13 protein-coding genes and 1 pseudogene are annotated in these 16,535 nt (G+C 34.3%); 5 read left to right on the top strand and 9 right to left on the bottom strand.

What is annotated here, in order from left to right; translation table 11 throughout:
* Window positions 1–104 precede the first annotated feature (104 nt).
* Genes NYG92_RS04150 through NYG92_RS04165 form a run of 4 tightly spaced genes read left to right on the top strand, consistent with a single transcriptional unit; the run spans window position 105 to window position 5,066 of the window.
* Window positions 105–2,645: a translocation/assembly module TamB domain-containing protein gene (locus NYG92_RS04150; RefSeq protein ID WP_289233611.1), complete on the top strand. Its 2,541-nt coding sequence runs from the start codon at window positions 105–107 to the stop codon at window positions 2,643–2,645.
* A complete protein-coding gene (gene ribE, locus NYG92_RS04155) occupies window positions 2,645–3,253 on the top strand; it encodes a riboflavin synthase (RefSeq protein WP_270966127.1) in 609 nt (202 codons plus the stop codon). Before NYG92_RS04150 ends, ribE begins: the two co-directional genes overlap by 1 nt.
* Window positions 3,217–3,897 (top strand): purine nucleoside phosphorylase YfiH/LACC1 family protein, encoded by a 681-nt coding sequence (locus tag NYG92_RS04160; protein WP_027303761.1) that lies wholly within the window; start codon window positions 3,217–3,219, stop codon window positions 3,895–3,897. The genes ribE and NYG92_RS04160 overlap by 37 nt, the downstream gene beginning before the upstream one ends.
* Window positions 3,898–3,899: 2 nt before the next feature.
* The gene (locus NYG92_RS04165) at window positions 3,900–5,066 is read left to right on the top strand and encodes a glutathionylspermidine synthase family protein (protein ID WP_289233612.1); all 1,167 of its coding nucleotides are present in this window, start codon (window positions 3,900–3,902) and stop codon (window positions 5,064–5,066) included.
* Window positions 5,067–5,082: 16 nt separating this feature from the next.
* On the opposite strand, the gene NYG92_RS04170 is transcribed toward NYG92_RS04165, so the two are convergent.
* From NYG92_RS04170 to acpP, 3 genes are read right to left on the bottom strand one after another with little or no spacing between them, the layout of a single operon-like run.
* Window positions 5,083–6,024: an acetyl-CoA carboxylase carboxyltransferase subunit alpha gene (locus NYG92_RS04170; protein ID WP_289233613.1), complete on the bottom strand. Its 942-nt coding sequence runs from the start codon at window positions 6,022–6,024 to the stop codon at window positions 5,083–5,085.
* Between the two features lies 1 nt (window position 6,025).
* Window positions 6,026–7,240, bottom strand: a complete 1,215-nt coding sequence (locus NYG92_RS04175; protein ID WP_289233614.1) for a beta-ketoacyl-ACP synthase II — start codon at window positions 7,238–7,240, stop codon at window positions 6,026–6,028.
* Window positions 7,241–7,263: 23 nt separating this feature from the next.
* Window positions 7,264–7,497, bottom strand: a complete 234-nt coding sequence (gene acpP, locus NYG92_RS04180) for an acyl carrier protein (RefSeq protein ID WP_289233615.1) — start codon at window positions 7,495–7,497, stop codon at window positions 7,264–7,266.
* 109 nt (window positions 7,498–7,606) lie between these two features.
* On the opposite strand from acpP, the gene tenA reads away from it, so the two are divergent.
* Entirely contained in the window at window positions 7,607–8,272 is a 666-nt protein-coding gene (gene tenA / locus NYG92_RS04185; protein WP_270976734.1) for a thiaminase II, read from the top strand.
* Between the two features lie 19 nt (window positions 8,273–8,291).
* Here the strand turns inward: tenA and NYG92_RS04190 are convergent, their stop codons facing one another.
* From NYG92_RS04190 to NYG92_RS04215, 6 genes and pseudogenes are all read right to left on the bottom strand, one after another.
* Entirely contained in the window at window positions 8,292–8,726 is a 435-nt protein-coding gene (locus NYG92_RS04190; protein WP_270976736.1) for an META domain-containing protein, read from the bottom strand.
* Between the two features lie 10 nt (window positions 8,727–8,736).
* Window positions 8,737–10,330, bottom strand: a pseudogene (locus NYG92_RS04195) (methyl-accepting chemotaxis protein).
* Window positions 10,331–10,401: 71 nt separating this feature from the next.
* Complete coding sequence (gene purH, locus NYG92_RS04200; RefSeq protein ID WP_270976739.1) at window positions 10,402–11,934, bottom strand: bifunctional phosphoribosylaminoimidazolecarboxamide formyltransferase/IMP cyclohydrolase; 1,533 nt, start codon at window positions 11,932–11,934, stop codon at window positions 10,402–10,404.
* 44 nt (window positions 11,935–11,978) lie between these two features.
* On the bottom strand, window positions 11,979–14,162 hold the full coding sequence (gene hypF, locus NYG92_RS04205) for a carbamoyltransferase HypF (RefSeq protein WP_289233617.1): 2,184 nt from the start codon (window positions 14,160–14,162) through the stop codon (window positions 11,979–11,981).
* Window positions 14,143–15,654 (bottom strand): hypothetical protein, encoded by a 1,512-nt coding sequence (locus tag NYG92_RS04210; RefSeq protein WP_289233618.1) that lies wholly within the window; start codon window positions 15,652–15,654, stop codon window positions 14,143–14,145. Before NYG92_RS04210 ends, hypF begins: the two co-directional genes overlap by 20 nt.
* A gap of 13 nt (window positions 15,655–15,667) precedes the next feature.
* Complete coding sequence (locus tag NYG92_RS04215; protein ID WP_289233619.1) at window positions 15,668–16,429, bottom strand: thiazole synthase; 762 nt, start codon at window positions 16,427–16,429, stop codon at window positions 15,668–15,670.
* Window positions 16,430–16,535: the final 106 nt, after the last annotated feature.

The raw sequence follows: 16,535 nt of genomic DNA on the forward strand, positions 1-16,535 counted from the left end.
ATACTAAAAAAAATGAATTTTGTCAATACTCTGAATAAAAATATTTATAAAACTTTAGCTTGATTGACTAAAGATAATTTATAAAATAAACTAAAGGATAAGAAATGAAAAAGATTCTTTACGCACTTTTAGCTCTTTTTTTGGTGCTTTTTGTCGCTATTTATGGTTTAGCTTTTAGTTCTTTTGGTAATCGTTTGGTTGCTAATTTTGCTCAAACTAAAGCTAAAGAACTTTCTGGGCTCGATTTAAACATCTCTCATTTTAGCTTAAGCCCCTCTTATTTGGAGTTAGAAGCAAATTTAAATCAAATCGCTCAACTTAAAATCGAAGGGAATTTAAGCCTCTTAAGTCTTGGTTTTGAGCTTGATTATGCTCTGTCTTTAAATAAAAATCTCGCCAAAACACTCAATCTAAATTTAAAAGAAAATTTAGAGCTAAATGGCGATATAATAGGCTCTATCAAAGATTTTAATGCAAAAGGAAGAGGAGAGGTATTTGGCTCAAAGTTAAATTTTGACACAAGGATTTATCATTTTTCTCCTATCGCTCTTAATTTAGACGCTAAAAATTTAAAAATTGAAGAGCTTTTAAGCTTCTTAAATCAAGCTCCTTACGCGAGTGGGGAATTAAACGCCCTAGCTCAAATTACTGCTAAGGATTTAAAACCTGATGGTAATGCTATCATACAACTTGATATGAATTCAGTCAATTATAAACAAATTGCAAAAGATTTTGGACTTAATTTACCTTCAAATTCTAATTTAAAAAGTGAAATTTTGGCAAGCATAAAAGAAAATCAAATTTATGCTACAAGTCAAACGCAAAATGGCTATTTAAGCCTTACAAGTCAAAAAACGCTTTATAATTTAGCAAACAACACCCTTAATACGGATTTTAAACTACAAATCCCTGATTTAGCTAAACTTGAAAGTCTCACAAAAACTAAACTTCAAGGCTCTTTAAATCTAAATGGCAATTTTAGCTTTGTTAATAATACCCTAAATAACTTCGAAGCTAAACTTGACGGACTTGGCGGCGAATTTAATGCTAACCTTAAAAATAATCATTTGACCGTGCTTTTAAACGCCGTAAGGCTTGAAAAAATTCTTGCTCTTGCAGGTTATGGTGCTTTAGCAAATGGTAGTTTAAATGCAAATTTAAACAGCAAGGGTTTAGACTTTAAAAATTTTGATTTAAAGGCTAGTATTGATAATGGCAAAATAGAGCCAAAAGAGCTTAAAAAACTTATAAATTTGGAATTCCCTCAAACTAATTTTAAGCTCAACGCCACAGCAAACGCTCAAAATGGTAAGATTGATTATAATGCACTTTTAGCCTCGAGCTTACTTAACATTAAAAAATTAAATGGAAGCTATGATTTAAATAATGCAGAACTCGCACTTAATACCGAAGCCTTTATTGAAGATTTGTCAAAATTTAACAATATGGCTGGGCAAAAATTGCAAGGTGAGCTTACACTCAATGCCAAAACGCAAATCAAAGGCTCAAATATCCAAAATTTAGACGCTAATGTAAATTTAGCAGAAGGCACCATAAAAGCAAATTCTAATGGGCAAAATCTCAATTTGGATATTGATAAACTTGACTTAGCCAAACTTTTCATCATAGCAGGACAGCCAAATTATGCAAGTGGGACATTAAACGCTAAGGGCGTTTTAACAAGCCTTGATTTAAAAAAGCTAAATGGCAATGTCAATTTAAACGCCAAAGGAGTGCTTAATCACACAACTTTTTCTAAGCTTTTAGAAGTCAAATTTCCAAATAATGCAAATTATGATTTAAGCGCTAAAGCAAATATTAATAATTCTCTTGTCAATTTTGACACGAATTTAAATTCAAATCTTGCTAATGTCCCAAGCCTAAAGGGAAGTTTTGATTTAAATAATATGGCTTTAAATTCTACCTTTAAATTAAATTTAAGCGATTTCTCCAAACTTGGCTTTTTGGTGGATAGAAAATTAAGTGGAAAAGCAGATTTTGATGGACATTTTAATTTTGATAAAAAAGGAATTGACGCTTTGATTACGAGTGCAAATTTATTTGAAGCTAAGTTAAACGCCGCTCTTAAAAATAATCAATTTCAAGCTACGCTTAATCAACTTAATCTTTCTTCTTTAGCTAAAGGTATAGACATAATAGATCTTTATCAAGGAAGAGCAAATGCTAATGTTAATTACAATCTTTTAAATCAAAAAGGCGACATTAAACTTGACATCAATGAAGGTCATTTAAAAGAAAATGCCATTACAAAAGCTTTGCAAATTCTCACCCTAAAAGATGTAACAAAAGAAGTGTTTAACACCGCTCATGCCAACGCACATATTGATAAAGAACATATTGATTTTAATCTCAATATGCAAGCACCAAATTCACATATCATCATAGAAAAAGGCAATTTAAATTCTAAAAGCGGGGCGTTAAATATCCCTTTTGACGCAAAAATTGATAGAGCGAATTTCAAAGGTTTTATTACAGGAACAAGCCAAAATCCCAAAATCAAGCTTGATGCAGGAAGCGTCATTAAGTCTTTGGGTAAGGTTTTAGGACACGAGGCTACAAAACCCGCCCAAAAAGCTACTGAAGGGCTCGATAAGCTTTTCAATAAACTTTTAAAGGATCAATAGTGTTTAATGGCTTAATTAGAGAAATTGCTAAGGTAAAATTTTATCAAAACAATATCTTAAGCCTAAATGCCAAATATCGTCCTAAAATAGGCGATAGCATAGCAATTAATGGAGCGTGTTTGAGCGTGATTAGCGTGCAAAAAGATGGCTTTGAGCTGGAACTTTCTAAGGAAAGCAGAATGCATTTAGCCTTAGAAAATTTAAAAGACAGGGTGCATATAGAGCCTGCTTTGCGGTATAAAGATCGCATTGATGGGCATTTAATGCAAGGACATATTGACGGACTTGGAGTGCTTGAAAAAATCGTGCCTAATGAAAATGGGCTTGATTTTTACCTCTCTTTGCCCTCTCATCTTATGCCACTTATGGCAAATAAAGGCAGTATAGGCGTTGATGGAGTGAGCCTTACCATTAATGAAGTTTTTACTTCACAAATTCGCCTCACTCTTATACCACTAAGCCTTAAAGATACGCTTTTTAAGGAATATAAAATAGGCAGACGCATTCATATAGAAAGCGACTTGCTTGCGCGCTATATAAGGTCGCAACTTCAAGCTAAAAGGGGGCTTTCGTGGGAAGAGATCGAGCGAATTTCATATCTGTATTAGATAATGAAAAAGTAAGCATTTTTTGTGCTTACGATAAAGATTATAGCGAATTTAGAGCAAAAATTTGGCAGGAAAATTTATTTAAGCACTTAGGCTTTGAAAAAATTAAAAAATGCGTTTTTATGAATCAAATTCATTCTAATAGAGTTGAAATTTACGATGCAAATTTTCGCAATTTTTCTTGCGATGGCTTAATCACAAAAGAAAAAAATACCGCTCTTTGTGTTTTAAGTGCGGATTGTTTGCCCCTCATTTTACATCATAAAAAAGGTTTTATCGCAGCTTTACACTCTGGGCGTGAAGGCACTTTTAATAATATCCTAAAAGAAGCCTTAGATCTTTTTAAAAATCTTGACTTTTCGCTTAAAAATGAAGATTTTACCCTCTTTGTCTTACCCTCTATTTGCCAAAAAAATTATAAACTTAGTGGGACAATTTTAGATTATACGCAAAAGCATTTTGCCCCCTTTTTAAAAGATGATAAACTTGATCTAAAAGCCCTTGTGAAAGAGCAAGCGAGGAATTTGGGGCTAAAAAATATTAATGATTTAGAAATTTGCAGCTTTGAAGAAAAAAATTTATTTTCTTATCGCCGCAATCAAACGAAAAAACGCTTTGTAAGCGTTATTTTTTTAAAGGAGTAAAAATGGAATTTTTAACGCTAGAAAAATTAGAAAAAAACTATCTTGAAAGCATAGGATTTTCTTGGCATACAGATGAGGATGGGAGCGATTATTTAGATAATAAATTAATTTGCGTTAGTAAAAATGAAGCAAATGCCTACTATGAAGCAGCTAATGAGCTTTATGATATGTTTGTTGTAGCGGCACAAAATGTCATCGATAATGATAGATTTGACGAGCTTGGCATACCTTTTAATCTTATTGATGCTATTAAAATGAGCTGGGAAAATGAAGTGCATTGGCATTTATATGGGCGTTTTGACTTTGCTGGTGGGCTTGATGGTAAGCCGATAAAACTCATAGAATTTAATGCCGACACTCCAACTTCACTTTTTGAAAGTGCCATTTTACAATGGGCTATGCTTAAGCAAAATAATTTAGATGAGCATTTGCAATTTAACAGCATTTATGAAAGTTTGATGGATAATTTTAAACGCCTTATTACACTTGATGAAAGCGTGGAAGAATTTGAGGAGCATTATAGGGGCTGGAAAATTCTTTTTTCAAGCGTAGCAGGAAACAAAGAAGAAGAGCTTACAACTAAGCTTTTAGCACATATAGCAAAGGATGCGGGTTTTGAGTGTGATTTTGCCTATGTTGATGAAGTAGAATTTGGAGAAGAAGGCATTTTTAAAAATGGAGTCAATTATGAATACTGGTTTAAGCTCATACCTTGGGAAGAAATTGCCATTGAGGAAGGTGAGTTAGCTATGCTTTTAACGCAAATAATGCGTAATCAAAAAGCGATTATTTTAAATCCCGCCTATACGCTATTATTTCAGTCTAAAGGGATTTTGAAAATTTTATGGGAACTTTACCCAAATCATCCCCTACTTTTAGAAAGCTCCTGTGAGCCTTTGCAAGGGAAAGATTTTGTAAGAAAACCTATGTTTGGACGCGAAGGAGCGAATATTAGCATTGTAAAAGATGATGTAAAATTGCAAGAAAATATTGGTCCTTATGGAAATAATAAAATGATTTATCAGCAATATTATGAGTTAAATTCTAATGAAAATGAATATTATCAAGCTGGGGTATTTTTTGCCTATGAGGGTTGTGGTTTAGGTTTTAGAAAGGGAAGGCTGATTATAGATAATGCTTCTAAATTTGTAGGACATATTATCAAATAAATATAAAGAAAATTCTTTAAGAATTTTCTTTAAAAGCTCCAAGTTTAAGAATTTTTTGCATTCTATTTGCCACAAGTTCTCTTGTGTCGATATTTTCCAATTCATCTAAAGCTTTTTTAACATAGTCAGCAATAGCCACAGCGGTATTTTCTTTATCCCTATGCGCTCCCATTATAGGCTCTTCAATCACATCATCAATTAAACCTTGAGCCTTCAAATCATCGGCACTTACTTTCATAGCTTTAGTTGCTGCTTCGCTCTTAGCAGGATCATTCCAAAGTATCGCCGCACAACCCTCAGGAGAAATCACAGAAAAAACAGAATTTTTCATCATCGCAAGCTTATCTGCTACGCCAATAGCTAAAGCTCCACCACTCCCTCCTTCACCTATAACTATGGCTATAGTTGGGGTTTTTAAATCGCTTAACTCATACAAGTTCGTTGCAATGGCTTCACTTTGCCCCCTTTCTTCAGCGCCTATACCAGGATAAGCCCCCGGAGTATCAATAAGAAATAAAATGGGAATTTGAAATTTCTCCGCCATTTTGGCAACCCTTAAGGCTTTTCTATATCCTTCAGGATGTGGCATTCCAAAATTCCTTGCTATCTTATCCTTAGTGCCGCGTCCTTTTTGCTCTCCTATAACAATAAGCTTTTTATCGCCCAAGTACCCCATAAAGCAGACAATAGCAGGATCATTTCTAAAGGCTCTATCTCCGTGAATTTCATATTTGTTATTTAATATTAAGTCAATATAATCAAGCGCATAAGGTCTATCAGGGTGTCTTGCTAGTTGTAAGCGTTGAAAGTCGCTTAAATTTTTATAGGTCTTAGAAATCTCTTTTTCAAGATTTTTTTTCAAAATGGCTACAGCTTCAAAATCGCTTTTAATCTGTGCATTTATAATATCTTCATCAATTTGCTGGATATTTTTCTCAAAATCTAAATAAAAAGCCATATTAATTCACTCTTTTGAAAATTACACAGCCATTTGTTCCGCCAAAGCCAAAAGAATTACTCATCACAACATCAAGCTTCGCTTCTTTAGCAACATTTGGCACATAATCAAGATCGCAATCTTCATCTTTTTCAATTTGATTAATCGTAGGAGGGATAAGTCCTTTTTCCATAGCCATTAAAGAAATCACTGCCTCAATAGCCCCTGCCGCACCTAAACAATGTCCAATTTGTCCTTTTGTAGAGCTTACAAAAGGTAAATTTTCACCAAAAACTGCTCTTATAGCGGCAGTTTCATTTTTATCATTAACAGGGGTTGAAGTGCCGTGAGCATTGATATAATCAACCTTAACTCCAGACGCCATTTTTAAAGCCTTTCGCATAGCTCTTAAAGGACCATCTAAAGTTGGGGCGGTGATATGATGCGCATCTGCACTCTCTCCAAACCCTACAAGCTCGGCATAAATTTTTGCTCCGCGTTTTTTTGCCGCCTCATATTCTTCAAAGACTAAAGCACCAGCACCTTCACCCATTACAAAACCATCTCTTTCTTTATCAAATGGGCGTGAAGCTCTTTTGGGGTCATCATTTCTAGTCGATAAAGCCCTCATAGAAGCAAAGCCTCCTATGCCTACCGGACAAATGGCTGCTTCAGCTCCCACTACTAGCATTTTATCTGCTGTGCCCAAAACTATACTTTTATAAGCTTCGCCTATAGCATGCGTTCCAGCTGCACATGCTGTTACGCAAGAAATATTAGGACCTTTAAGGGTGTGTTCTATAGATACTAAGCCTCCTAGCATATTAACAAGAGCTGAAGGGATAAAAAATGGAGAAATTTTACGCGGTCCCTTTTCCTCGCAAATGATAGAATTTTTCTCTATATTTGGCAAACCACCTATGCCAGCAGCAGAGACGACACCAAATTCCTCTTTATCTAAAGTTTCATCAAAATTTGCATCTTCCATTGCCTCTCTCGCGGCTTTAAGTCCAAGCTGTATAAAGCGGTCGATTTTCTTAACTTCCTTACCATCTACCACATCTAAAGGGTCAAAATTTTTAACCTCCGCAGCAATTTGGACGGGAAATTCACTTGCATCAAAAAGCGTGATTTTATCCACTCCACTTTTGCCCTCACAAATCGCCTTAAAAGAACTCTCCTTATCTAAGCCTAAAGCGTTTATCATACCAATGCCAGTAACCACAACCCTTTTCAAGACAAGCTCCTTATGCGTATCTTTTATTTTTTAAGATTTTCAAGATAATTAACAACATCCTCAATTTTAACCAATTTCTCCGCATCACTATCCGAAATTTGCACACCAAATTTTTCTTCCAAAGCCATCACAAGCTCAACAACATCTAAAGAGTCAGCACCCAAGTCCTCAACAATTTTAGATTCCATTTTCACAGCATCTGCTTCTATGCTTAACTGCTCCATTACCACTGCTTTTACATCATCAAATGTTGCCATTTGTTTCTCCTTAAGTTAAAAATAAAGCGACATTTTACTATAAAAAACTTAAATTTATTTATAGTTTTTTAATACACTTACACAAATATCAAATTTTAAAGGATAAAAAATGCTTTTTCAAAAACTCTTAAAGGAAAATTCTCAAATTTGGGATTCATATTTGCACCACGATTTCGTAAAACAATTAGAAAATGGCACTTTAAAAAGTGAAAATTTTTTATTTTATCTTAAACAAGATTATATTTATCTTATTCATTATGCCAAATGCTATGCCCTACTTGCTCTTAATGCAAATAATGCCAAAGAACTTCGTTTTGCTATGAAATTTCAAAATTATATTGTTGAAGGAGAGCTTGAGCTACATAAAAGCATTTTAAAGCTTGGCATCGATGCTGATAAATTAAGCGTTAAAGATGAAAGTTTGACAAATATCGCCTATACGCGTTATATGTTAAGCGTGGGACAAAGTGGAGACTACTTAGATCTTTTGGTCGCTCTTAGTGCTTGTGCGATAGGCTACGGTTACATAGGTAAAGAGATTTATGAAAACTTAGGAGTTAAAAAATTAGAAAATCACCCCTATAAAGAGTGGATTTTAACTTATAGTGGAGAGGCTTTTCAAAGTGAAATTAAAGAATTTGAAGAATTTTTAAACACATACGAAGAAAGCGTTTCTCAAGAAAAATTTGCAAAACTAAGTGAAATTTTTCACTCTGTCGTTCGTTTGGAAGTGAATTTTTGGCAACACGCTCTTGATTTAAAATTAGAGCTTTAAAGTGCCTTTAAAAAGGCACTTATTTAAGATAAATTTTTGCCAAATTGCCCTCTAAAATAATCTTACTCCCCTCATTAACAATTTTAAAATCTCCCTTAAAATTCATTAAAAAAGCACTTTCAAATTCCATTACACTTTGAGGATGGCAAAGCATTTGCGTTGAGGCAGCACCATCAATTTGCATATTCATATCTTTCTTTTTATAATTTCCAAAAAAGCGATTGCATCCTGCAAAGCCATAAAATTTATCTTTATCAAAACTTATATTAGGATTTTCTTCCATATTTTCAGGATTGAAGCTTTTTCCACCGATTACAATCTTTTCTATTTTTAAATTTTGACCTTCCAAAGAAAGAGTTTTCATAACTTCTCCTTCTGTTTGATTTGTCGTATTATGACTTGCACAGCCTATAAAAAACGCTAAACTTGCTAAGGCAACACAAATTTTTTTCATATACTCTCCTTTAAACTTGAAATTGATTGATTTGAACTTCTAAATTATTACACACTATTTTTAACTCATTAGAAATTTGTAAAAGAATTTTGGCAATCTCCTCATTTTTTTCACTTACTTCCACGGTTTCTTGCATAGAAATAAAGAAGTTTTTGAATATTTTCTTGAGAAATTTTAATTTTTTGTGTGCATTGAATTACCAAATTTTTAGCTTCTTGATTACAAATTTTAACTTCATTTGCGGAATTTACAAGCAAATTTGCATTTTCATTTAAAGATTGAACGCTGTGAGCATTTTCTCTAAGCTCATTACTTACATCTTGTATGCTTTCTAAAAGCTCCTTGGTAATTTGCGCAACGCTTCCTAAAAATTCCTCACTGCTTTGCGCTAAATTTCTAATATCCTCCGCGATGACAGAAAAGCCACGCCCAAATGTCCCAGCTCTAGCCGCCTCAATACCAGCATTTAAAGAAAGTAAATTTGTCTTGTCAGCTATTTCGTCCATCATTGTCGTAGCTTTTTGTATATTGTGTGCTTGCTTAACCATATTTTCAACTTTTTTGGCAAGTTCATTTTCATTTGTAGCGACACCATTAACCTTTTGAGCCACATTAAAAAGAGAGTTTAGCATTTCCTCAAGCAAGGTATAAGATTTATCATTTGCCACATTTGCCTCGCTAGAAAGTGAAGCAAGCTCGGTCAATTCTGATCCTATGCTATTGCTTAAGTCAAAACTTTCATTAGTTTTATGGTGACTTTTCATAGTGATTTCATTTAAACTAGTCGCATTTGAGCTTAAAACACCTGTTTGATCTTCGACCTTTTTGACGCTTACTCCTGTGGAGATTACGGCATTTTGCGTTTTTTCTATGAATTGATTGATATAGTTACAAGCTTGTGAAATTTCATCTTGACCCTTAACCCTAATTCTTGCACGCAAATCGCCCGTGCCTTGAGCTAATTCTTTTGCGTGTTTTAAAAGCTCTAAAACGGGACTTCCCACAACTCTTTTAAGCACCAAAAGAACGATGATGAGAGTAAAAAGCAAGGCGAGACTAAAGATTACAATATAAGACCTACTTGTGCTTGCTATATCATCTTGCACACTTTGCAAGGAATGATACACATCCATAACCCCCAAAACGCTACCATTTTTAGCATTTGCGTGGCAAGCCACACAAGAATCATCGGCAATCAAAGGGCGTATGAGTCTTAAAGATGGGGTTTCATTATACATTTGCTCTAAGGTTTTAATTTCGGGCTTATCAAACTGCTCTAAGATAAGACTATCTTTTGTAATTTGTGGATTTTTCATTTCAAAAAGCTCAATGGTGTCTTTTGAAGGATAAATGTAAATATCGCTAATGCCCTTAATGCTCCTCGCATCTTCGATAGCTTCTTTAATTTTTTCAGGATCGCCCAAATTCATAGCCATACGCATAGTTTGAAAAACCGAAGTGCTTATGGTGTCCAAATTCTCTCGCCCCATTTTGTCCGCAGTATTTTTAAAATCTAAATTTAAGACAAACCATACAACCACAAAGCTAATAAGCAAAATCGAAAAAATCGTCGCAGAAACCTTAAAACCTATGCTTTTAAACATATAAACTCCTAAGACTAAGTTTATTATTTATTTAAAATGAGTTAAATTATAAATGATTTACTCGAAATTTATTAATGTAAAAAATGCCTTATTCCCGTTAAATACAAGGCTATGCCATATTCATTAGCCGCCTGAACTACCTCATCATCTCTTATGCTGCCTCCAGGCTGCACTATGGCTTTCACGCCCACTTTTGCCGCCTCATCAATGCTATCTCTAAATGGGAAAAACGCTTCACTCGCTAAAACACACCCTCTTAAGTCAAGCCCCATCTCACAAGCCTTACGAATCGCAGCCTTAGCCGCATCAATACGACTTGTCATACCCATACCTATGGCAACAAGTGCGCCGTTTTTCACATAGGCGACATTGTTAGATTTTGTTAAGGCAGCGACCCTAAGTGCGATTTCCAAATCTTTTAACTCGTCCTTACTCGCACACTTTTCACTTACGCATTTAGCCTTTAAAAGCTCGTCTTCACGGATTTCATCGCTATTTTGATATACAAAACCTCCATCAATATGCTTAAAGTCAAATTTATCATAATTTCTTAGCAAATAAGGGCTTTCCTGCGTAAAAATCTTAATCCTCTTCTTCGTCTCAAAAACAGCCAAAGCCTCCTCATCGACATTAGCCGCGATGATAAGCTCAACATAAATTTCATTAATTTTTTCTGCTAAAGTCTTATCAAGCTTTCCATTTATCGCTACAACGCCCCCATAAGCACTCACACTATCACATTTTAAAGCCTCAATATAACTTTCAAGCAAACTATCTTTTAAGGCAAAGCCACAAGGATTCCCGTGCTTAATAATCGCCACAGCAGGAGCTTTTCCAAAACTTGCAGCAAGACTAACAGCAGCATTGATATCCGTTAAATTATTAAAACTTGCCTCGCCTTTTAAAGCCTTAAAATGTGTGCTAAAAAAGGCGTCAAATTCATATAAAGCACCTTTTTGATGTGGATTTTCCCCGTATTTTGTATCAAAAACCCTTTGCCCCACAATAAATTTATGCTCTCCAAAGCCCCCATTAAAACGCTCGTTCATATAATTTGCTATGTAAGAATCGTAATTTGCTGTATGCTCATAAGCTTTTATCATCAAGTTTAAGCGAAAATTCTCATCATTTTTTCCATTTTTTAAAGCCTCAATCACACTTTGATAAGCCACCACATCGCAAACGACTAAAACATCTTTATAATTTTTCGCTGCACTTCTTATCATCGCAGGTCCGCCTATGTCGATATTTTCAATAATTTCATCAAAATCATCGCTCATAATGGTCGTTTTTTTAAAAGGATACAGATTCACACAAACTAAATCAATGCCTAAAATTCCATTATCTTTAGCTTGTTTTTTATGATTTTCGTCTCTTCTTTTATGTAAAATTCCGCCGTGAATTTTAGGATGTAAGGTTTTTACCCTACCCTCGAAAAGCTCGGGGCTATTTGTAAATTCACTCACTTCCACCACGCTTAAATTATTTTCTTTTAAAAGTCTATAAGTTCCGCCCGTAGAAAGTAATTCAAAGCCCAAATTCTCAAGCTCTTTAGCAAATTCGACTATGCCCTCTTTATCGCTAACGCTTAATAATGCTCTCATTTTCTCTCCTCGATAAATCTAAATGAAATTAAACAATAATTTATTTAATCCTTAGCACATTTTAAAAAATGCACCATTTGTCCAAGTGCTATGGAGCTGTCATTACAAGGAAATTCCAAAGGGACAAAATAATCAAGTCCTTTTTTGTGCAAAATTTTAAGCAAAGTTTTATTTTGAAAAACACCCCCACTCAAAAGCACTCTTTCGCCCTCGCTAAACTCAAGCATAAAATTCGCCAAGCCATTAAAAAAACCCGTTACCGCTCTACTTGCTTCATCTTTTAAAGCACCCAAAAACACTTCCCTAAAATCAATTTGTCCGTTTTTAAATCGAAGTTTGTAGGAAAAATTTAATCTATCATCATACATTTTCTCGCACATTAGCCCAATTTGTGCCTCGTAAGAAGAGCGTGTAAGGTCAAAAACAATGCTTCCAAACGCATCAATAATACGCCCTAAAGAACTTGTATAAAGCGTGGAATTTTCATAAATTTTTTCCAAATTTCTAAGCTTAATACTTGGTATTTTACTTAAAAATTCAGTCGCTTCTTCTTTTAAATCATAATGCAAAAGCACACTTAAGGCTAAATTACGGATATTTTTCACATCGCTATTAATAAGCTTAAAGCTTTCAAAATGCCCCACTCTCTCATAGCTCTTTAAATCTCCTCTTAAAATTTCGCCACCCCAAATTCTTCCATCATCACCATAACCTGTGCCATCAAAAATAAAACCTAATGTTCTTTTTTTAAAAGCTCCCTCAAAATAAGCCGCACAAAAATGGGCATAGTGATGTGAAATTGGGTGTTTTATTAAACCTTTAAAATCCCTAACATAATCAAAATGCGGATGTTTATCACACAAAAGCTCCTCAAATTCCAAGCCATAAAGCTCCTTAAAAAAGCTCAAAAGCTTCTCAAAACGCTCTCTTACATCAAGACTTTTTAAATCGCCTATGTAAGGGCTTATCAAAAGCTTATTTTCATAAAAAATCACAAATTCATTTTTAAGCTCGGCTCCAAGTGCAAGTAAGGGCTTTTTTCTCTTGCTAAAATTGAGATTTAAATATTTTGGATTTAAAGCCCTTGAAGTGCGAAGATACATTGTTTTACCATTAATTACTTGTGCTATGCTATCATCGCTTGAATTTACAATTTCTCTTTCGTAATCTAAATAATAATCAAAAACTTCCCCCAGCTTTTGACGCAAACTATTTTCCTCATAAATAATGCTCTCTCCACTTAAATTCGCGCTTGTAGCCACTAAAATTCCATCAAAATATTCAAACAATAAAAGATGTAGGGGAGTGTAAGCTAAGAAAATACCTATTTTATCAACATTTGGTGCGATTAAAGGAAAGTTTTTTTTAGCCTTTAAAAGCACTATGGGAGCAACTCTACTTTCAAGCAAATTTGCCTCATTTTCATCGATATAAGCCAAATTTTGAGCTTCTTCTAAATTTCTACACATTAAGGCAAAGGGCTTTAAGGGACGATTCTTCCGCATTCTTAGAGCTTTTAAGGCGTTTTCGTTTAAGGCATCACACATAAGGTGAAAGCCTCCTAAGCCCTTAATTGCTATAATTTTTCCCTCTTTTAATAGCTTGGCACAAAGCTTAAAAGCCTCATTTTGATAGGCTAAAAAATTGCCATTTTTATCCTTTAAAAAAACATTAATCGCACATTTAGGACAGCTTATAGGCTGGGCGTGAAAGCGTCTATTGGACGGGTTTTCGTATTCATTTTGACAAGACGCACACATCTCAAAATGACACATTGAAGTGTTTTTTCTATCATAAGGTAAATTTTTTATAATGGAAAATCTAGGACCACAATGCGTGCAAGTGATAAAAGGATAAAGATAACGCGGATTTGTAACATCATAAAATTCTTTTTTACACTCCAAGCAAAGACTAAAATCGCTTAAAAGTGGGGATTTTTTAGGGCTTTGCTTAGAATTTATAATGCGAAATTCACTAAAATTTTCAGTATCTTGCTGACTAATTTTAAGTGTATCTATCCTAGCAAGTGGCGGTAAATCCTGCCTTAAAAGCTTCAAAAAGCATTTAAGGGAATTTTTGGTGGCATTAAGTTTGATTTGCACACCAAAACCATCATTAAAAACCTCGCCCTTAAGCCCAAGTTTAAGAGCAAGAGTGTAGATAAAAGGACGCATTCCTACGCCTTGAACGAGTCCTAAAAGCTCTATTTTATATGTAAAGTGGCACATCGCTTAAATTTGAGTTTTTAAGGTGTTTTAAAGTGATTTTAAGTAAGGATTTATGAGAAAAAAGCGAACCGCTAATAAGAGCTTCATCCACTTGCTTTTTATCTCTTAAATCATCGTAAGTATCGCGTAAAAAATAGCCCAAACTCTCCACAGCTCCGTAAGCAATATTATTTTTCTCAACTCCTGCTAACATAAAACTCATCGCACTTCTTAGCGTTCTTGTATAATCAAATTCCTTATTTTCCTTTAAACGATAATCTATCTTAACACCACGCGGAATTTTAGCATTATCAGCCAAAGCTAAAAGTGCGAAAGCCGCTTCTTTTAAGTTAGAATTTAAATCCAAAATACGCCCTAAAATTCCAAAAAGCGAGAAGAAATTATTTTGTATCTCTAAGGCTTCATCAAGCAAGGCAAATTCCTTTTGAAAATTTGTCAAAAGTCTAGCACCCGTTTCATCTTTTCTTATTTCTTCATAAAGTTCTTTAGTGTGTTTTGGCAATTTTAATTGAAGCAAATTAAGCTCCCTATTCAAAAGCAAAATATCCTCATAATCTTCACTAAGCTCTAAAATCAAAGCCCTTTCACCTCTTAAACTCGCAAGATAAGAAAGCCTTGCCATATTTTTATCTTCTTTAGAAAAAATAAGCTCTTTAGCCCTCTTAGCTATAAAATCAAAACCTCGCAAAACCACAAGCCTATCTTCGAAATTTAAAAGCTCAAATTCTTCATTAAAGCTTTGCAATTTTTTAAAACTTAAAAAGTGGCTATCCTCAAATTTAAGCCCCAAAGCATATAAAAAAAGATCATCGGCTAATTTCACCTTAAATTCATTAAAAATTAAATGATGATTTTGCCTAAAAACCGCACTAATTTTAAGACTTAAAAGAGGCTTTTCCACACTTGCCAAAAGCTTTAAAATTTGGTCATTACACACAAAAATGGAGCGTAAAAAATCTGCCTTTAAAGGCATTAAAAAATCCCCATTAAATTCCCCACAAAAAGGGCTAATCTCATAAATTCCTCTATGATTTTTAAGATAAATCGCCTCATTATTTTTTAATTTTTTTAAACTTTCTTCCAAAAAGGTATTGAAATTTTCCTTAGTGATTTTGACAAAAATATCATTTATTTTTAGCTCACTTTCGCAGAAAATACCCCATTCATTTTCTATCAAAATGGAATTTTCTTGATAAGCCTTAGCATTTAAGTGCGTTAAAAGCGGATATTTTTCACACTCCCCTTCCTCACTTTTTAAAAAGTTTAAATCACTTGCTGCTTTGACCTCAAAATCCTTTAAAAACACACTATAACTCATCTTAGATAAAGTGTTGCAAAATTCCTTTAATTCCTCTTCTTCGCCACTTATTTTAAGCGTATAATTTTCCCTTTCTTTTTTAAATTCAAAATGATAATTTTTCGCATAAAAACACAAAAGATACTCAAAAATTTCATTATTTGCTAAATAAGTAAAATTAAATTCTAAAATCAAATTTTATCCTTTATCAATCTCTCAAAAATCCAGTCAGCGGTGAACTAGCCCTAGCCTCACTTTCCTTAGCCAAACCAGCCAAATATCCAGCCCTACCAGCCTCCACAGCCAAAGCAAAAGCTCTTGCCATAAGAGGTATATTTTTCGCCTCTGCTAAAGCCGTATTTAACATCACAGCCGCAACGCCCATTTGCATTGCCTCACACGCTTGAGCAGGAGTGCCAAGCCCTGCATCAACGATGATAGGTAGGTCTATTTCATTAAGCAAAATTTGGATAAATTCCCTAGCGCATAAGCCCTTATTACTCCCTATGGGTGCGGCTAAAGGCATAATAGCTGCAGCTCCTGCATCTTGCATAGCCCTAGCCACATACAAATCCGCACTCATATAAGGCAGGGGAGTAAAGCCGTCCTTTGCTAAAAGCTCAACCGCCTTAATGCTCTCATAATTATCAGGAAGCAAATATTTACTATCTCTAATCACCTCGATTTTAATCAACTCCGCCCCGCAAAGCTCCCTAGCAAGTCTTGCTATGCGTAAAGCTTCCTCTGCGTTTCTAGCACCTGAAGTATTAGGCAAAAAAGTGATATTTTTAGGAATAAAATCTAAAATATTTTCTATGCCATTTGCATTAACCCTACGCAAAGCAAGGGTAATTATCTCCGCTCTAGCCTCCTTAATCGCACTATTAATCAGCTCTAAAGAATACTTTCCCGAACCCAAAATAAAACGACTTTGAAATTCAAAACGACCGATTTTTAAAAGATCTTGCATTTTTAACTCCGTTTTTGTAAATCATAGCAAATTTTGACTTAATTCATAGGCTTAAAAGAAAGTTTTAAATTTACTTTTGTAAAATTAGGGCTTTAAATTGTGGTTA

It is taken from the genome of Campylobacter felis (assembly GCF_030250085.1).
GTDB lineage: Bacteria > Campylobacterota > Campylobacteria > Campylobacterales > Campylobacteraceae > Campylobacter_D > Campylobacter_D upsaliensis.